Genomic DNA, 18,946 nt, shown 5'->3' with positions numbered 1-18,946 from the left:
CCCGGGAATGATGAAGGTTTTTGGTGAAAGGCAATTCGGGCGATGCTTGCGACTTAGAAGAGTGATTAGAAGACAGCAATAATCGGAGTATTGTCGTTTTAGAGTGATTGGAAGTTGGCTTGAAGTGATTTTAACGTACCCCAAGGCAATCGTGTAATAACCAGCAGGCGCGGGCTGCCATCTTCTTAGCCCCAAACAGATCCGGAGAGCGAATTTCATCCTCCCGGGATTGTATTTTTAAAAGCAGATCAAGTTTTAACTGATATTGATCGGAAAAATGATTTTACGATTCAGTTTATAGCGAAGTTAGATTAAAGTGATCGATAACCAGATGATTAAAATGTTAAAACAGATCAGCTATTCTATTAACGAGATCCAATCCGGCTATAAGAATAAGTGATCCTGTTGAAAGAATATGCGATCGGAATAGCGCAATTACTGATCCGGATAGCAAGATATTTGATCTGTGTTATCGAATTTGCGATCTGATAACGGGTAGAATGAATCCGCACCTGGGTTTTTGCCCCAATCATTGACTTATACGGCTCCGATGGGTCATGCGAAGGGGCAAATCAGCCTTTCGGTCGGTTGGGCGAAGCTGTTGACGAGCGAACCGTTGCGGCTTGCACCACTGCCCGGCGTTTCATTCTTGCCCGGCTCAGGAATTGGCGAACCGGCTTATCGTAGAAGGTCATCACCAGCCAGGCAAACAGCACCATGGCCACGGTTCCCAGGGCAACGATCCAGGGCAGGGCTTCGGGCGAAGGCTCTTGGCTGACCAGATAGTGGCCGAACAGCCAGATGCCGGCGTAGTGCGTCATGTAAAGCGGGTAGGAGATGTCGCCCATAAACACGCAGACTTTGCGGAGCGAGCCCGACAAAACCGAGCCCGCGCCGAGCGATACCAGCAGCGGAAAGTAAAACAGCACGATCAGGGGCTCAACCACTGCGCTGTTGCCCAAGCCGGAGCTTACAAATGCCGCTGCCAACAGAAGGGCCAGCACGGCAAAGCCCAGTTTATTTTTGATGATCCAGCCGGAGCGGAAAATAAACAGCCCGGCCAAAAACGAGTAGCTCATGCGGATGGCTCCGTCGGCAAAGGTGCTTCCGTCCCAGCCACCCAGCAAATTGCCGGCACGGTAGCTTACCCAAACGATTGCGGCAGCAGCAGGGAGCAGTAAAAATGCCAGTGTTTTGCGCGAAAGGCGAACCAGCACAAGGGCATAAACGATGTTGGCAATATACTCCCAAAACAGCGACCAGGCCGGGGCATTTAAACTAAACAGGTTGAAATAGCGCTCTTCCATAATCGGGAGCGGAATCATGGCCAGGGAGCCCATAAACAGGAGGGCAAGCCACGACAGCGAATGGCCCTGGAGCTGATTGGCAAAAGGATCGACAAGCAATCCAAGCAGGCCGAGTACGGCGCCGGCAATTACCAGGGGATGCAGGCGGATGAGGCGCGAGGTGAAAAAGGCACGGACACCCATTTTCGGCAGTCGGCTGTCGTAGGCATAGCCAATCACGAAGCCCGACAGGCAAAAGAAGAAATCGACGGCCAAAAAGCCGTGGCCGATGAAGTTTTCGGTAAAGTCGGGCTTGATCCACTCCATAAAATGAAAGATCACCACCGCCAGTGCAGCGATTCCCCTCAATCCGTCCAGAATATGAAAATGCGCTTTGTGTTGTTGTATGAATGCGTTTGTTGAATCGGTCATAAAGCGTGCGAATGCCGGTGTTCGAACCGGTAAATTTTTGAATTTCTTTGTCGGAGGCAAAGGTAGCAAAATACATGCCGCAAAGCGGGATGGCGACGGCGATCATCGGGGGCTGTCTTCTTGTTCGCCAGCCGGCCTTTATGCGAGATCGATTTGTTAATTCGAGCCTGATTGCTTGCTTATTGACAGTGCAGATCCGCAGAAAAGCTTAACTTGTAGCTAAAAAGATGAGCAGAAAGCAAAAAGCCTTAAGCTTTTTCGAAACGCATAATTGTTGTCAGGCGGTGTTGCACGCGTTTGCCGACGAGCTGGCTTTGTCCGAAACGAGCTGTATTCGCCTGGGAGCAGCTTTCGGTCGCGGGATGAGCCGTGGCGAAACCTGCGGGGCAATCATAGCTGCCTATATGGCGATCGGCTTAAAAACCACCGCCATCGACGATGACGAAATCACGCAGCAAGCCGATGACAGGATGCTACGTTTTAATAAACGCTTTACAGCAGCACATGGAAGTTTGCAATGTAAGGAATTGCTGGGGGTAAATGTGTTGACCCCGCGCGGAAAACGCATAGCCCGCGAACGCGACCTTTTCAATCGCTTTTGTCCGCGGTTTGTCGAAAGTGCTGTCGCCATTTTAGAGGACGAATTGGTTGAAAAAACAGAGGCGATTCCGGGCAATCGCCAACAGGGATGAAAGTGTAGTAGTTTTCGACTATGCTGTTGTCGTTGTTTTCAACAGTTGTCGGGTTGTCATCTCCAAAACGCCATCAACAAGCAAGAAGGTCGTTCGATCAATGCCAAAAAGTTGGGAGGCGGTTGGCTTGGTTTTATCCAGACCGAAATCAAACGAAAAGCTTCCTGCAATCCCGGAGGGATGCAATTTGGGTAACCTAACGGCGACAGGGGAAATTCCGTCCCGTAGGGGACGGGACAATCTTCGTGTTGCCTCGCGTACTATCCAAATTATACCGTTGCACAGGCTAATTTTATACTCTGAAATAGGACGGTATAATGCCGAAAAATGAAAACCCGTCCGGTAGGACAAAAGATCCTCTTTTGAGCAAAAGTGAGTACCAGTCCGGGGGGCTACATTAGATAGAAGGTAAAAGCAGAAGGTACTTTTACAGAAAAGAAAGGTGCTTAACGATCTCCCGTCAAGCACCTTTCCCCAATAGGGTTCCCGAATTAATCTTCCTGTCCGCGTAAACTGTCTTCCGGCACAACGCCCAGCAGTTTCTTTATCCGGTAGTTAATCCGGATGGTTAGCATGTACATCACCGGCGAGATGATCAGTGTCAGGAAGGTGGCAAAGGTCAACCCGAAGATCACCGTCCACGACATGGGTCCCCAAAAGGCGGTGCTTTCTCCTCCTAGCGAAAAGTCGGGCTCGAAGTGGCTGTAAAGTGTCAAAAAGTCGAAATTTAATCCGATAGCGAGTGGCACCAAGCCAAGCACGGTTGTGATGGCGGTAAGCAGTACGGGGCGCAATCTTGTTTTTCCGGCAATTACCAGGCATTCAACTTCGTCTTTTGCCGAGAGAAAAGCTCCTTCGTGTAAGCCCAGTTCCTCGCGTCTTCGTTTCCGCATCAGGTCGATGTAGTCGATCAGTACGATACCGTTGTTTACCACAATGCCGGCGAGCGAGATGATACCGATGCCGGTCATAATGATTACAAACTCCATCTGGAAGAGCCCCAATCCGAGGAATACGCCAATGGTACTGAAAAGTACAGTCGTCATGATAATCATGGGGCGGATGAACGAGTTAAATTGGGTAATCATGATCAAGCCGATCAGTGCGACTGCAACCAACAGGGCAAAAATGAGGAACTCGCTGCTTTCGTCCTGCGACTGTTGCTCGCCGGTAAACGAATATTTGTATCCGCGCGGCATGTTGTATTCCTGCAATACTTGCCTGATTCGGCTGTTAATTTCGTTGGCATTGTAGCCCTCTACCACGTTTGAACTAATTGTTATCGTCCGTTTAAAGTCAATGCGGTTCACCTTATCGTAGGTCGAAGAATACCGAAAATCAGCCACAGCCGAAATCGGAATCTTGTTCCCTTCCACCATCAGCTTTTGGTTCATCAGGGTCGATACATCATTCCGGTAGTCTTCCTTCAGCCGGATAAAAATATCGTATTCATCCTCGCCGTCTTTGTAATCGCCGACATCGTAGCCATAGAGCGAGTTCCGCAGAGCCATGGCAATTTGTTGAGTCGACAATTCGTATCGGCGGGCCTTTTCCCGATCGACCTCGATCAGCATTTCAGGCTGGTTTACATTGATGTCCAGTTTTAGTTCGTCAATCCCGGAGATGTTGTCGTCCTTGATTAGCGCCATGAAATCATCGGTAATCCGGATGAGCTGGTCAAAATCATCGCCCGACACCTCGATATTGATGGGCGGTCCGACGGGAGGTCCCTGGTCTTCTTTTTCAACAAAAATCTTAGCACCAACAAAACCCTCCAGGTTGGCTGAAATTTTGCGCATAATATCCGAGGTGTTGATTCCGTCGCGTAGTTTATACTCGACAAATGAAATGGAGGTCAACGATTTGTTCGGGCTCTGTTCATTCTCAAACATGCCACCTTTGCCGTTTCCAACCGAGGTGGTTACCGATTTAATAATGTTATGGTAGGGGGCAATCGTCTCGTTGATAATTTTTTCCACGCGGCGCGAAACTTCATCGGTTTTATCGATGGCTGTCCCCAGCGGCAGCTCCATGGTTACATAGATGGTCTGCGGATCCGTTTCCGGGAAGAAAACAACAGTGGGTTGCCGCATTCCATAAAAAATGATTGAGCCGATCAACAGGACAAATGTTCCTGCAAAATAAACTACGGGCTTCCATCCGGTTAATGCAAAACGTAACTGGCTCTCGTAAAAGTTTTCAAGCCACACCAAAAAACGCAGCTGAAACCAGCGGGCCATAGGGCGGAACGCGAGCACATTCAGAACCATTAGCAAGGCTACGGTCATCAGGAGGTTACCAAGTAAATATATTTTGGGAAGGTAGAAGACAACAGAAACAGCCGCCAGTATTCCGGCCCGCATCAATGTCTTTTTCCAGTCTGCTTTTTTCCGGATATCTTCGATCTTCATAAACCGGGCAATAAAGGGCGGGTTTAGCACCAGGGCCACAAACAGCGACGAGGCCAGCACAACGATCAGCGTTTGGGGTAAAATTCCCATGAACTCCCCGACGATGCCTTCCCAGAACATCAATGGAAAGAAAGCGGCCAGGGTCGTCAGTGTTGATGAAATAATCGGAAAGGCAATTTCGCTTACGCCTTTTTGGGTTGCCTTCAGTGTTGGAAGGCCAAGGCCGTGCAGGCGGTACACGTTTTCGACTACTACAATCGCGTTGTCTACCAACATTCCCAGCGCCAGAATCAAACCATACAAAACCATTGAGTTCAGCGTGATGCCCGACTGGTCCAGGATGACGAATGAAAGGAACATGGACATCGGAATTGCCAGGCCCGAAAAAAGGGCATTCCGGAAGCCAAGAAACAGGAACAGGACGAAAATTACGAGAATCATCCCCAGGATGATACTATTCTCGAGGGTCGCAATATCGTTTTTAATGTAGGTCGACATGTCGTCGGTGATGATGATATCCAGGTTTGGCGGCAGGTAGCCACTTTCGACCTGCGTGTCGATGATTTTGCGAATTTTGGCTGTTGCTTCCAGGATATTGGCTCCGCTCTTTTTGACCAGTGCCAGCGAAACCACCGGGCGGTTGTCGAGCCGCGAGATGGTTGAGCGTTCTTTGTAGTCATCAGCAACATCAGCCACATCGCGCACATAAACCGGTTTACCGTTATTCAGCTTGATAATCGTGTTGCGGATCTGATCCATATTGGTGTAATCAGCTTCCGTGCGCACAACACGGCGGGTATTGTCGGCCGTGAACTCACCGGCACCAATGGTGAGATTTTCGGTTTGAAGGGCGAAGGCAATATCGTCGTACGACACGCCGCGAAGCTCCATTTTGTGCGGATCGACATTGATCTGGATTTCCCGCTCGTCGATACCGCGAATCGTGGCTTCTGATATTTCACTCAGGCTTTCAAATTCATCCTGCAGGATTTCGGCGAAGTTCTTCAGTTCCCGCATGCTAAAATCGCCCGAAAGGTTAACATTCAGGATGGGGAATTCCGAGAAGTTCAGATCCATTACCAGCGGATCGTTCTCCAAATCGTCGGGTAAATCGGAATTTGCCTTGTCCACGTTGTCTTTGGTATCCTGCAACGCCTGTTTCACATCAACATTGGTGTTGAATTCAACCACGATGGTGCTGACGTCCTGGTACGAAGCCGACGATACTTTTTTGACCCCGTCCATTCCCTTTAGTTCCTGTTCGATTGGTCGGGTAATCAGGTTCTCGATATCAACGGGCGAGTTGCCGGGATAAATGGTTTGTACAAATATGTAGGGAATCGCAATCTCGGGGAACGACTCCCGGGGCATTTGATTGTAGGAATAAAGACCAAAAATCACCAGCATCAGCGAAAGAATATAAACGGTTGTTTTATTCTTCAGGGCCAGGTAAGTCGGTCCGAACTTCCGGGTTATGTTTTGCGCAATATCGCTTTGTTTTTCTTTGTCCATTTGCTGCATTTTTACAGGGGATAAAACCGAATGTTTAGTTTTGTCGGATTGGCGAACCATCAAACACCAGGCTGAATCCTTCCGAAATTACCTGGGTTCCGGCGGTCAGACCCGCTGTGACTTCCGTCATGTTATTATCCGATATACCCGGGGTAACATAGACTTTTTTGGCGATCATACTTTCTCCGCTTCCTTCGGCAATGTAGGTGTAGTGTCCTTTAAAATCTTCTTTAATAAGCAGGGACGGAATGACAATGGCACTATCAACTTCATAGTCGCGGATTTTTACAATGGCCTCCATGTTTGGTTTGATCATTTTGTCCGGATTGGCCAAATCCAGCCGCACACGTATGGTTCGGTTGTTCGGGTCGATGTAGTTACCGATCAGACGGATTTTGGTGGTCCGTTCTGCGTTTATCGCCGGGAAATAAACCGATACTTCGTCGCCCTCGTTCATTTTGGTCAGGTACGATTCGGCTACATCAGCATAAATCTTGATGTTGTCGATGTTGATTAATTTGGCAAACGGTATTTGGGGACCCGCTATCTGTCCTTGTTTTTGGTAGATGACGTCGATCATCCCGTCGACCGGAGCTTTGATGATGGACATATCTTTCTGGGCCTGAAGGTTTTCCAGCTGTTTTTCAAGTGATTCTTTGTTCGATTTGGCCTGGAGGTACTGAAGTTCAGAACCGATATTTTGATCCCAAAGGTTTTTCTGGCGTTCGAAAGTCGTTTTTGCCAGTTCCAGGTTGATCTTTGTTTGTTCAATCGAGCGGTTGATGGGCTCAGCGTTGAGGACTGCCAGGGTGGTTCCTTTGGCAACGCGTTGTCCTTCCTTTACCTTGATGGCCAGAATCTGACCTGCACCTTCCGGGCTGACATTAATCTCTTTGTCGGCATCGACACTTCCGGTTACTTCAAAGAAATGCTCGAATTTTTGCTCCTTCAATTCGCTTAAGACCACATCAATTCGCTCAACCTGGATGTGTTCGCTCAGTTCGTCTTCAAGTTCGTGTATTTTTTGCTGCAGGTCGTGAAGCTGTTGTTTGTATTCGGCCAGCTGGGTTTGTTTGGCCTGTATATCATCATTCGAGGCGTTGCCCGTAGAACAGGAAACCAGCAAAACAGTCAGTAACGAAATAAGCAGCTGACGCCAGGATTGTTTGAGTTTAGTTGTGTGATACATAGTTTCTTGTTTTAAAGTTTTCCGATTGCTTTGTCCAGGTTTATTTTTGAGTTTAACAATTGAGTGGCCGATGCTACCCAAGCTCTCTGAGCCTGAATGTACTGCGATTCGGTTTGCGAAAGCTCAATACTGCTGATCATGCCGTTGTTGTATTTGACGGTTGTCTTGTCGTAGATTTTTTTTGCCAGCTGTTTATTGTCCGTATCATTCCGGTATTGATCGATGGCGCTTTCAAGATCGGCAACTGCTGTCAGGTAGTCTTTTTGCAGCGTTTGTTCTGCAAGTTTCTGATCGTTTTCGGCTTTTTCCAATTCAATACGCGCTTGTTTTACCCTGGCCGCTTTATTTCCGGCCGAAAAAATGGGAACAGTAAGGTTAAGCCCCCACATAGACGAGGGATACCAGGCAACGTTGCTTTTAAAAAGATTCCAGCTGTTACCGTAGGATGTTTTGTTCCAGCTGTAAAACGCATCGAGGTTTGGTAAATAAGCCGACTGTTCCAGTCGCAGTAGTTTGATCTGGCTTAAACGTTGTGACTCCAGTAGGCGATAGTCGATATGGGTTGCCAAGTCAAAACCTGACGGTTCTTCCTTTCCCGATAAAATCGGATCGATGAAATTGTCCAGCTCGTCAATTAGTACAACAGGGTCGGTTACGGTAACACCCATCACATATTTCAACACCATCTCGGCCACTCGTATTTCGCGTTCAGCCTTGATTATTTCGTTCTCCGAGTTTTGTACAATCAGCTTCAGCTGGTCGACATCCTGTTCTTCAACAAAACCGTTTTCAAACATCGCTTTTGTATCGCTAAATTGCTTTTGATTGTTGGACAGGTTTTCTTGCAGGACGGATAAATTCCGGCGGGCGACCAACGCTCCGTAATAAGCCTGCTCTACGGCCTGGCGGATTTCAATTTCGGTCTTTTCTTTTGCCTGGCTTGATAGCTGCAGATAGAGCTTTGCTGAACCAACCCCGACAATATAGGAGCCATCGAAAAGCTTTTGGTTAACGGTGAACCCAAAATCCGAATTGAATTTTTGCCCAAAGGTAACTTCGAAGTATTCGCCCGGGTTTCCACCGACAAACTCAGCAGGAATCAGCGAAACAGGGAGGTTCAGGAAGTTGGTGTAGCTTGCCGATCCCGACACTTGGGGTAGTCCGGTTGCAATGGTTTCCCACACCTTTTTGCGGGCGGCATCCACATCGAGCGAACTGTTGCGGATGACATAGGAGTTTTGCATAGCATAAGCTTTGGCCTCCGTTAACGAAAAGCGCAGCGTGTCCTGGGCCGATAGCCTGATTGTTGAGGCAAGTAAAAGCAAAACAAAGATTGATCGTTGTGCTCTAATTTTCATTCCGGATGTGATTTAATTCTTGTTCGTAATAGTCAATTCCCCGTGGGGTGCATATCGCGTGTAGCTGAAAGTCCAGCATCTTATCGAAGGTTGCCATGTTCAGGCACTCCTCGTCGGTGAAAATGTCGTTTTCGGGGTTGAAGATCAGCAGGCTCCTGCCAACCGACATTCTTGCAACAAAATCATCGTCGAGTTCGGGGCGGAAAAGCCCTTCTTGTTTGCCTTTTGCAAGCAGAGCGGTCTCAATACGGTAAATCAAATCGCGTTTAAAGGTTTGTAGTTCGCGATGGATCTCCGGGTAGAGTCGTTTCAGGTCGTAATCGATTTTGTTTTTAACAAGCTCCAATAGAACGGCTGCTTTTTCTCTGTACTTAAATAACTGATCGATGGCATTTATGTTCGGTCGGATGTTGAATTGCAGCTCCGGGCAGTCAAATATGAAATGCTTGACAAAGGCTTCAACTAACTCCTGTTTGTTATTGTAAAAGCTGTAAATTGTTTTTTTCGATACGCCCGCTTCCCGGGCAATATCGTCCATGGTAATGCTGCGTATGCCCTGTTGCGAGAATAACCGGGCAGCTGTGGTTAAAATGTGTGTTCTTTTCTCCGTTGACATTGATACAAAATTACGAATATTCAGCACAGGAAACTACCGAAACAAAAAAAGTTTCCATGTTCTCTGCGCGATGTCGATAACCCGAAGTTGTATTTTCGGTCCAGAGCGCTAATGCACTTCTTGAAACATGATTTTAAAATCAGCATCCAAACAAGTACATTTGAAAGGACTAAAAGTTAATGTGGTCGAATTTGACCACTTTGGAAGGTCTTTATTATGAGTAAAATAAACAAAATTGATATAAAAAGTGCAATAGTCTCCATAACAAAAATTGACGAAGAAGATTACATCTGTCTGACTGTTGTATGCCATGCTGAAACCAGCCCACAAAAGCACATTTCCAATTCGCACTTTCCAACACACAGACCAAAAATTGCAAAAGAGCTATTTCTACCCGACTCCCTGACTGAAATGCTAACTTTAGTATGTAGTACAAAAAGAAGACTATAATTAGCTTTGTACATACTATAATTAGCAATGGATTCAAATTCAGATATACTAAAAAGGTTCGGTGACAGAATAAGAGACTATCGAAAGAAAAACAACATGTCACAAGAAGAACTTGCTGAAAAAGCTAGGCTTCATAGGACATATATTGGTATGATAGAAAGGGCAGAAAAAAACATAACCCTGATAAATATTGAAAAAGTTGCTAATGCACTTGAAATTAATTTATCAGAGATCTTCAATGACTTATAAAGAAATACTTGAATTAGCAGGAAAGCATTTAGAGTCACTAGTTGGCTCACAAATGGATGTAGTTGATATAACAAAACCACCAACACTTGAATATGCTGAACATCTTGCTAAAACAGTTTCTAAGCTTTCGCCTTTAGTAGGAAATATGATTGAGTTTAAAGTTTGTGAAGAATTAAATACTCTTGACTGGAAAGGGCTTGGAGAGTGGAAAAGACAAGACCCAGGATTTCCTGACACTATTTTTGATGGTAAAATTGAACCGCAACCAGGAATAGAAATTAAGACATGGTTTCCTCTTGCTACAGAGATTACTGCCAGATTTAAAGACAGTATTAATCATTTTGACCAAGATCAAACTCATGTTGCTCTTGTGGCATGGTTACCTGAATATATTATTTATGGTAAGCCTGTTTTAATTGATGTTTGGGTTGGTTCTGCTAAAAGCTTAGCAAGTGCTAGAGATAGTCATTATCACAGACCTCCTGATTACTTAGTTTTTGAGCCAGAAGATACCTCTTCAAGAACTTCAAATTTGCAACAAACAAATACAAATGGTTATAAATTTCAAGGTGATTCTTCTTTACTCAAAAAAGCAGAGAAAGATATTTTAAGTTGGGGGGCAAATGGGAAAGTATATGAACCGACTGTTGAATACCAAACCAAATTAAAAGGTCTCCTTGGCAAATACCCATATCGTTTGGATACTAACTTTGCAAAAATGGATAGAATTCAACATGAAAGCATGGAAGAATTTAAGTCTAAAGTACTAGAATCAAAATTGCATGGTCATAGGATAAAAGAATGGGCAAAACTGATTAGTGATTCTAAAACAAACACTATTGATCTAATAAAAGATTTAATTTAGGTTGATCTAAAATAGATTTCACCCTGTTTTCAGCGTGCTTAAATATTTCTCCATTTATTTCAGACGCATAAGCAACTCTGTTTAAATTGTGAGCTGCAATAGCACCTGAAAACAATCCTCCAAATGGTTCCCATATTACATCACCTATATCAGAAGAGATGTCAATTATTATTTCCATTAATTTTAATGGTTTTTGATTGAGATGTAATGATTTTGAGCCATTTTTTAAGCGTTCTTTACCGTTTAATGGTGGGTGTTCCCATACGTTAGATACACCAAAAGGGCATTTGAATTTAGCCCTCATTTTATCCCATTCATCTTTTGAAATAGGATCGATTCCATTTAAAGAGAAATATGGTTTGCCTTCAACTTTACCATTTTCATTTGCATATTTTGTGAACTTCTCAAAAGCTTCACTAGGTGGGAAATACCATAAATCGCAGGTAGTGAAATATTTTCTCGTTGCAGCATTTTTCACTCCACAAGCCTCATTGGTTTTAGATAATGGTAAGCCTGTTCTTTTCCATTCATATCTTAACCACTCTTGCATGCTTAAGCTGTTTCCATCAATAACAAACTCTGGCTTTAATACATATTGAACACAAACTTCAGTCACTACTGGTAATTTTCTCAAAGTTTTTGTGTTTGCATTTCCTGCAATATGAGCTTTACCTTTATTCCAAATATGGCAATTAACAAACTCCCAACCATATTTTTCTAGAACCGGATGAACATTTGCCCAACCAAGTTCAGTATTCCAAAACCAAAGAGTTGTATTAGGAGTTGATGATTCAGCCCATGCCTTAATGAAAGGTTCATAAACCTTTCCAAGATTTTTAGCTGATTTTGGGTCACCAGGAAAGCCACCAATACCATATGGACCATCTGAAATTATAACAGTTGGAGCATCCCAACTTTTATATAAATTTAAAAAATCGCCTTCTTCAATTAGTAATCTCTGATCCATCTAAACTTGATAATACATGATAATTATAGTATGCAAAAATAAAACTTATAAATGGTTTTTCCAACCCTAATTCAATGCACATTTGCAATTCGCACAACCTAGCCCCCAGACCAAAAATTGCAAAAGAGCATTTCACGCTGACCCTGAAAGCAGAAAGCACGGGCATACAACAATTTGTATAAGCAATAGCGGCAAAAGTGCTAAATTTTAAGGTCTGCAATCCGCTCAAATTTCATCATAATTTGATAAGTTTGTAGCACGCAAACCGCTACTGCTCATACAAGTGGCCGATATGGCAAAAGCCAAAGAAGGAGACAATAGAGCAGCTATGCGGAGGAAGCTGACTTATTAAACGCTGCCTTATTCAACTGTACTGCAAAAGACAGCCCACATTCGGGGAATGGTGTCGTCCCGGCAATGGCTATTTGGGGGCGGGAGTTAAGCCCTCGAGAAATAAGGCGGCAATCTTCAGGTCGGAAGGTTGTGTGATTTTGATGTTTTCCGGGTTGCCCGTCACCAGGTTGATGGTTTCGCCCATGGCTTCGCAAACCGATGCATCGTCGGTAAACAAAGGGCTTTCTTCTTGTTGAAAGGCTTTTTTAATCAGCCCTAACCGGAATGTTTGCGGTGTCTGAACCAAGCGATATTGGCTGCGGTCGGCATGTTGACTACCGCCGTCGGCTGTAATTTGGCGGATCGATTCAATGACCGGAACTACGGGGAGTGCATTGCCGCTTTGCCGCGCTGTTTTTTCGCAGTTCCGGATGGTGGCCGCCGATACCAAAGGGCGTACTCCGTCGTGAATAAACACGATGCCTTGCTCCGGTAGCGCATTTAGCCCGTTTTTTACCGACTGAAACCGGCTGTTTCCTCCGGCTACAAGCTGATGCGCAATGGTAAATTTATGTCTGGTGCAAAGCTCTCGCCAATAGGCAAACTGGGCGGATGGCAGCACCAAGGTGATTTTGAAAGCCGGGTCGTAATCGGAAAAACGTTCGATGGTATGCATCAGAATGGGCTTCCCGTTGAGTACCAAAAACTGCTTTGGAATATCACTTCCCATACGGGTACCGCTTCCTCCGGCTACGATTAATGCAAACTTTTCCATAGGCTCAATGTTGAAACAAAAATAGCAATACATTTATAAATTGTTCACAATCGATATTCAATCCGAAAAACAAGAAGATGAAAGCAGTATTTGAATTTCTCACCGAGTTGAAGGAAAACAACAATAGAGACTGGTTTAACGCGCATCGGCAAGCCTACGAGCAGGCTCGTGAGCAGATGCTTTTTCTGACCGACATCCTGATTCAGGAAGTTCGCCGTTTTGATACGGATATTCCGGTGCTCAATGCGCGCGATTGCCTGTTTCGTATTTTCAGGGATGTGCGCTTTGCAAAGGATAAAAGCCCCTACAAAACCAATATGGGAAGTTTTATCGCTCCGGGTGGGCGAAAAAGCGAGTTGGGCGGCTATTACATTCACCTGGAACCCGGGGCTTCGTTTGTTGGTGGCGGGGTATGGTGTCCTTCGCCGGATGTTTTGCGGGCAATTCGGCAGGAGATTTATGAGTCGCCCGAAAGTTTTAAGGAGGTTTTGCACGACACCGACTTCCACCAGTACTTCCCCGATATCATGGGGGAGAAGCTAAAGACGGCGCCCAAGGGCTTCGATAAGGAGTTTGCCGATATCGATTTGTTGCGACCAAAATCGTATGCCTTCGGTCATTCGTTAACTGATGAAGAAGTTCTGAGTGAAAATTTGGTTGAAGAGGCCATCGACATGTTTCGCCAGCTAAGTTTCATGAATCGCTTCCTGAATGATGCGATAAAACACCGAAAATAGTAGCTGCTAAACAATAATAAAAAGTTCGTTCGTATAGCGGATTGGCCCAAAGAAGGGGTAAAAAGTAGTCGTTCGTGAAGTTGTTTTGAAAATGGGGTTACTTATTTGGGCTTCGGCGAATAAACTAGTGGATTAGTTTCTTCCCTTACAACCCATTTTCATACAAAAAAGCCGGAACGTTTGATTTCCGGCTTTTTTATGCGATCATGAGGATGTATTTTATTTCACTTCGCCGTGTTTAATCAACCATTCGGCAATTTGTACGGCATTTAAAGCAGCACCTTTTTTGATTTGGTCACCCACGCACCAGAATGTTAGCCCTTTGGGGTTGGTAATGTCTTTTCGTAAACGACCAACATACACATCGTCCTTGCCGGCAACAAACAAGGGCATCGGGTATTCTTTGTTTTGCGGATTATCGATCACCGTCAAACCCTCAAATTTTTTGAAGGCTTCACGTACCTGATCAACGCTCAGTTCTTCTTCTGTTTCGAGCCAGATGGCTTCGGAGTGCGAACGAGCTACCGGAACGCGCACACAGGTGGCGCTTACCTCGGTGTTGGCGTGCATAATTTTCTTGGTTTCCCAGTTCATCTTCATTTCCTCTTTGGTGTAGTCGTTGTCCAGGAAAACATCAATGTGCGGAATCACGTTCATGGCCAGTTGATAAGCGAATTTGTCAACAGTTGCTTCTTCGCCGCGGGCCAGCTGTTTGGTTTGCTCTTCCAGCTCGGCAATACCCTGTGCGCCGGCGCCACTGGCTGCTTGGTAAGTGGCTACCTGTACCTTGGTGATTTTCGACAGGTCGTGGATCGGCTTTAAGGCCACAACCATCTGGATGGTCGAACAGTTGGGGTTGGCAATAATATTGCGGGGACGTACCAACGCATCTTCCGGGTTTACTTCAGGCACAACCAAAGGCACATCGTCGTCGTAACGGAATGCACTGGAGTTATCAATCATGATGGCACCATGCTTGGTAATGGTTGAAGCAAAATCTTTCGAGATGGACCCTCCGGCCGAGGTTAATGCAATGTCAATATCTTTGAAATCGTCGTTGTGCTTCAGTTCTTTAACAGTTAGTTTTTTGCCTTTGAACTCATATTCTGTTCCGGCACTTCGCGCCGAGCCAAATAAAACTAACTCATCGAGCGGAAAATTCCGTTCGGCCAACACTTTTAAAAACTCCTGGCCAACCGCTCCACTTGCACCAACAATTGCAATTTTCATAGTTCGGAAAATTTTGTTAATTTAATTCATTAAAAATCAGTTTCGAACAAGCGAAACATAAAAGCCCCAAAATTAGTAGTTTACTTTTAAATTTTCACCCGATGAGTGCTAAATCTTGTTATTTTCTTGTGTTGGCGATCATCTTGTTAACAATTGACAGCGCGGGTCGCCCTGTATGGATGGAGAATTTTGCCGTCGCCGATAAAGGTTACTGGGGAGACGATGATGGCGTTTCGGTCCATTCCGATCTTTCAGGAATCGTGAACTGGACCCTGGATGTTGAGAACTGTGTTTTTGAGGCGTCGAACGATTATGTGAAAACGGTGAGCACCTCAGGCGGACGCTTCGAAGCACTGGACTGCGATGGTGAGGCTGTTTGGCGATCGGCCTGGATTGCTATCTCGGGCGAGGAGAATATATCCTGTCAGTTGATAGCCAAAGAAACCGGAAGCGGCAAAACCGAAGCCAACAAATATATTGCGGTTTATTACCGGATTGATGAGGGGGCGGAAACCTTATTTGAAACCAACGGCCATGTTGCCGGAAACTGGGGCGAAGCCGAGGTGCGGCAGGAGGGTTTGACCGGCGACTCGCTTCAAATTATTATCCGGATGAAAACAACGTATGCATCCGACAAAATTATGATCGACGATATCTTGGTGGAAACTCAAGAGCCGCCGTTGTTGCCCGAAAATTTAGCCGCTGCGGGCGATGTGCTGCTGAACGAGCTGCTTTTTAACCCCTATCCCGATTGTCCTGACTTTGTTGAGCTGGTGAATGTTTCCGATAAAACAATTCGTACCGATCATCTCCGGATTGCTTCGCGCGATGGTGACGGCAACCTGAAGCAAGTGGAGCCGCTTTCGGCTTATGCCGACTACCTGGAGCCCGGTGGCTATGCTCTTTTTTGTGAAAATCCGGATACCCTTTCCCTGCTTTATCCGCAGTCTTGCCCGGAAAATTTCCGGATGGCCGATCTCCCTTCGATGCCCAATGATGGCGGCGTTGTCGTGTTGCTGGATGATTCACTGAATGTATTGGATGAGCTGGTGTATAGTGAGAAAATGCACAATCCGCTGGTTGCCGATGAAGAAGCTGTCTCGTTGGAGCGAAAATCATTTAGCCGGGCAAGCTCCGATTGGGAAAACTGGACTTCGGCGGCTGCCGCCTCGGGATTTGCAACTCCCGGGTGCCCCAATTCGATGGCAGAGGTGGCGACGGATGACACAAGCGTTCGACTGGAGCCCAAAGCCATCTCGCCCAATGGCGATGGTTACAACGATTATCTGACGATTCGTCTGCAACTGAGCCGCCCGGATTGGATTGTCAATAGTCGTGTGTTCGATTCGGCCGGGCGGCTGGTCGGGCAGCCCCAGAAAAATGTAACAATCGGGCAGCAGGCTGATCTAACCTGGGACGGTAAGCGCGAAAACGGGCAGGAGCTGCCGGCAGGTATCTATGTCTTTTTTATTGAATTGACGAATCTGACTGGCGAGGAGCTTGTTTTTAAGAAAAGTTGTACCATCGTCAATGGAATTATGTAATTTAGTGGCAATTGCCAAAAACAACTATGAAGCTAAACCTTTATTCATTCGCATGGAAGGAAGTCAGACGATCATCTTCGTTTGGTAGAAGCATTGCAACAACCATCATGCTGGTATTCCTGGCTCTTTATTTCACACTTGTTTTTCTTTCAATGGGAGTTTTTGTGATTCCCAAAGTACTTGCCGAAAAATATCCGGGGCACGAAATGACAAGTGTTCTGAACAGTTATCTGTTGATTTATTTTGCTTTTGATTTGGCTGTCAGGCAAATGCTACAAAACTTACCAACGATTAGTTTTAAGCCATTTATCATCCAAAATATAAAGAGAAAACAGATCGCCCGGTATCTCCTGACTCGTTCTTTACTTCATTTTTTCAATTTGCTCCCGTTTTTTATGATCATGCCGTTATTTTTCCGAATAGTGATCCCCGATCATTCAACAGCAGCAGCGTTGGGGTGGCTGGTAAGTATTGTTTTACTGATCCTGACGAACCACTTTTTGACGACTTATTTGAAGTGGTGGATCAACGAGAGCAACTACGGATTTTATGTTTTTGCCGGCATATTTTGTGGACTGTACGCCGTAGATTACTTTGGAATAGTCGACCTAACCGGGTTGTTTGGTCAGCTTTTGGATAAAGTCATGCAGAACCCTGTTCTTGTGTTGGCGTTATTCGTCATACCAGTTCTGTTTTACTGGTTGAATTTGCGCTATTTGGTAGCCAATCTCTACCTGAATTTGGTTGAGCGAAAGCAGAAAGATTCGAATGTTTGGGATTTTAGCTGGATGAGTCGCCTGGGGGATTACGGCAAGTTTGTTTCGCTCGATGTTAGGATGATTTGGCGTAATAAACGACCGCGCACTCAGTTCCTGATGACGATTTTGTTTTTGGCTTACGGCTTGCTGATTTATAAAGATGTTGATAAAGGGATACCTGAAGGAATTTTGATTCTGGGAGGCTTGTTGATGACCGGAATGTTCTCCATCTCCATCGGCCAGTTTTTTCCGGCATGGCACAGTCGGTATTTTTCCATGTTGATGACTCAAAACTTCAAGATGAAGCAGTTCCTGCAGGCTTTCTATTATCTGAATGTGGTTGTGTCGTTCGTGTATTTTCTGGTGACATTGGTCTACGGTATCATTGATATTCGGATTATATATTTCAACACCGCACTCTTTTTTTATCACGTTGGGGTGAATATCAATCTGATCTTCTTGTTTGGAAGTGGAAGTAAAAAGGCGGTCGACTTGGGCGGTTCGGCTATGTTTAATTATCAGGGGATGGGCGCTTCCCAATGGTTGATTGCTTTCCCTTTGTTGGTCGGGCCAATTGTTGTGTTCTATCTTTTTAAGTGGACGACCGACTCAATTCCGGCGCTATTGATGATGGGAGCAATCGGAATTGTGGGCATCCTGCTTCAACCTCAATTGTTTAATTACTTCGCTAAGAAGTACAATAAAAATAAACATCGCATGATTCGCGATTATAAAAACTCTTAGTCATGATTGAAATAGTAAACCTCATAAAGGCTTATCAAAAAGAAATTGTTCTGGATATTGCCGAATTAACGATTGAAAAAGGAGAACTGTTTGGTCTTGTCGGGAACAATGGAGCTGGAAAGACAACCTTGTTTAATTTGATTTTGGATTTGATTGTGCCATCAAAAGGCCATGTGACTAGTCAGGGGATTATCGTTCATGAATCGGAAGACTGGAAAGCCTTTACCGGTGCTTTTATCGACGAAAGCTTTACCATTGGCTACCTGACTCCCGATGAGTATTTTGCATTTGTCGGTGGTTTGCGCGATATGAATCAGTCGGACTTGGAACTTTACCTGAAGGATTTTGATGAATTTTTTAACCGGGAGATCCGGGGGAAGAAAAAATTCATCCGCGATTTGTCGAAAGGAAACCAAAAGAAAGTCGGTTTAGCGGCAGCCATGATGGGAAAACCGGAAGTGGTAATTCTTGATGAACCTTTTGCAAACTTGGATCCGAGCTCGCAATATAAATTGCGAAGCCTGATTAGAACGCAGGCCGCCGAGCAAGGTACAACATTCCTGATCTCTGGCCACACCCTCGATAATATTACGGAAGTCTGCACCCGCATTGTTATTCTCGAAAAAGGAAAGATTGTGAAAGATGTGCCAAAAACAGCAACAACGCTGAAGGAGTTGGAAAACTTTTTTGCCGGGGTGAAAGAGCCGGACACCTTTGTTTTGGATTAAAGCTTTTTTGTGATAAAACAGCACGTTGCCCGATTTGGTCTTTTATTCTTCCGGATCGGGCTTTTGTTTG

General features: G+C 45.3%; 15 protein-coding genes. 7 read left to right on the top strand and 8 right to left on the bottom strand.

What is annotated here, in order from left to right:
* Positions 1 to 572: 572 nt before the first annotated feature.
* The gene (locus C8N47_RS01170) at positions 573 to 1,718 is read right to left on the bottom strand and encodes an acyltransferase family protein (protein WP_107820682.1); all 1,146 of its coding nucleotides are present in this window, start codon (positions 1,716 to 1,718) and stop codon (positions 573 to 575) included.
* Between the two features lie 227 nt (positions 1,719 to 1,945).
* On the opposite strand from C8N47_RS01170, the gene C8N47_RS01165 reads away from it, so the two are divergent.
* Positions 1,946 to 2,410, top strand: a complete 465-nt coding sequence (locus C8N47_RS01165) for a C-GCAxxG-C-C family protein (protein ID WP_107820681.1) — start codon at positions 1,946 to 1,948, stop codon at positions 2,408 to 2,410.
* A 491-nt stretch (positions 2,411 to 2,901) separates the two neighbouring features.
* Here C8N47_RS01165 and C8N47_RS01160 read toward each other — a convergent pair whose 3' ends face one another.
* Genes C8N47_RS01160 through C8N47_RS01145 form a run of 4 tightly spaced genes read right to left on the bottom strand, consistent with a single transcriptional unit; the run spans position 2,902 to position 9,496 of the window.
* On the bottom strand, positions 2,902 to 6,333 hold the full coding sequence (locus C8N47_RS01160; RefSeq protein ID WP_245915645.1) for an efflux RND transporter permease subunit: 3,432 nt from the start codon (positions 6,331 to 6,333) through the stop codon (positions 2,902 to 2,904).
* Positions 6,334 to 6,367: 34 nt separating this feature from the next.
* On the bottom strand, positions 6,368 to 7,522 hold the full coding sequence (locus C8N47_RS01155; RefSeq protein WP_107820680.1) for an efflux RND transporter periplasmic adaptor subunit: 1,155 nt from the start codon (positions 7,520 to 7,522) through the stop codon (positions 6,368 to 6,370).
* Between the two features lie 11 nt (positions 7,523 to 7,533).
* On the bottom strand, positions 7,534 to 8,880 hold the full coding sequence (locus tag C8N47_RS01150; protein ID WP_107820679.1) for a TolC family protein: 1,347 nt from the start codon (positions 8,878 to 8,880) through the stop codon (positions 7,534 to 7,536).
* The gene (locus C8N47_RS01145) at positions 8,870 to 9,496 is read right to left on the bottom strand and encodes a TetR/AcrR family transcriptional regulator (protein WP_107820678.1); all 627 of its coding nucleotides are present in this window, start codon (positions 9,494 to 9,496) and stop codon (positions 8,870 to 8,872) included. Before C8N47_RS01145 ends, C8N47_RS01150 begins: the two co-directional genes overlap by 11 nt.
* Positions 9,497 to 9,973: 477 nt before the next feature.
* Between C8N47_RS01145 and C8N47_RS01140 the strand changes: the two genes are divergently transcribed.
* Positions 9,974 to 10,195 carry a helix-turn-helix domain-containing protein gene (locus C8N47_RS01140; RefSeq protein ID WP_107820677.1) on the top strand — a complete coding sequence of 74 codons (222 nt, stop codon included), beginning with the start codon at positions 9,974 to 9,976 and terminating at the stop codon, positions 10,193 to 10,195.
* Entirely contained in the window at positions 10,185 to 11,060 is an 876-nt protein-coding gene (locus tag C8N47_RS01135) for a hypothetical protein (protein WP_107820676.1), read from the top strand. Before C8N47_RS01140 ends, C8N47_RS01135 begins: the two co-directional genes overlap by 11 nt.
* On the opposite strand, the gene C8N47_RS01130 is transcribed toward C8N47_RS01135, so the two are convergent.
* Together C8N47_RS01130 and C8N47_RS01125 are read right to left on the bottom strand one after the other, a co-directional pair.
* The gene (locus C8N47_RS01130) at positions 11,032 to 12,027 is read right to left on the bottom strand and encodes a DNA methyltransferase (protein WP_107820675.1); all 996 of its coding nucleotides are present in this window, start codon (positions 12,025 to 12,027) and stop codon (positions 11,032 to 11,034) included. The genes C8N47_RS01135 and C8N47_RS01130 overlap by 29 nt on opposite strands.
* A 421-nt stretch (positions 12,028 to 12,448) precedes the next feature.
* A complete protein-coding gene (locus C8N47_RS01125; protein ID WP_107820674.1) occupies positions 12,449 to 13,135 on the bottom strand; it encodes a 2-C-methyl-D-erythritol 4-phosphate cytidylyltransferase in 687 nt (228 codons plus the stop codon).
* A 77-nt stretch (positions 13,136 to 13,212) separates the two neighbouring features.
* Between C8N47_RS01125 and C8N47_RS01120 the strand changes: the two genes are divergently transcribed.
* Positions 13,213 to 13,872, top strand: coding sequence for a DUF2461 domain-containing protein (locus C8N47_RS01120; protein ID WP_107820673.1), 660 nt, complete (start codon positions 13,213 to 13,215; stop codon positions 13,870 to 13,872).
* Positions 13,873 to 14,091: 219 nt separating this feature from the next.
* On the opposite strand, the gene C8N47_RS01115 is transcribed toward C8N47_RS01120, so the two are convergent.
* Positions 14,092 to 15,102, bottom strand: a complete 1,011-nt coding sequence (locus C8N47_RS01115) for an aspartate-semialdehyde dehydrogenase (protein WP_107820672.1) — start codon at positions 15,100 to 15,102, stop codon at positions 14,092 to 14,094.
* Between the two features lie 101 nt (positions 15,103 to 15,203).
* Here C8N47_RS01115 and C8N47_RS01110 point away from each other — a divergent pair, with 101 nt between their 5' ends.
* Genes C8N47_RS01110 through C8N47_RS01100 form a run of 3 tightly spaced genes read left to right on the top strand, consistent with a single transcriptional unit; the run spans position 15,204 to position 18,876 of the window.
* On the top strand, positions 15,204 to 16,646 hold the full coding sequence (locus tag C8N47_RS01110) for a T9SS type B sorting domain-containing protein (RefSeq protein ID WP_107820671.1): 1,443 nt from the start codon (positions 15,204 to 15,206) through the stop codon (positions 16,644 to 16,646).
* A gap of 26 nt (positions 16,647 to 16,672) precedes the next feature.
* Positions 16,673 to 18,148 (top strand): DUF5687 family protein, encoded by a 1,476-nt coding sequence (locus tag C8N47_RS01105; RefSeq protein ID WP_281257066.1) that lies wholly within the window; start codon positions 16,673 to 16,675, stop codon positions 18,146 to 18,148.
* Between the two features lie 2 nt (positions 18,149 to 18,150).
* A complete protein-coding gene (locus tag C8N47_RS01100; protein WP_107820669.1) occupies positions 18,151 to 18,876 on the top strand; it encodes an ABC transporter ATP-binding protein in 726 nt (241 codons plus the stop codon).
* Positions 18,877 to 18,946 lie beyond the last annotated feature (70 nt).

Source organism: Mangrovibacterium marinum (genome assembly GCF_003046625.1).
Taxonomy (GTDB): domain Bacteria; phylum Bacteroidota; class Bacteroidia; order Bacteroidales; family Prolixibacteraceae; genus Mangrovibacterium; species Mangrovibacterium marinum.
The sequence above is the reverse complement of the archived record's forward strand: the minus strand, read 5'-3'. Positions and strand labels throughout refer to the sequence as shown.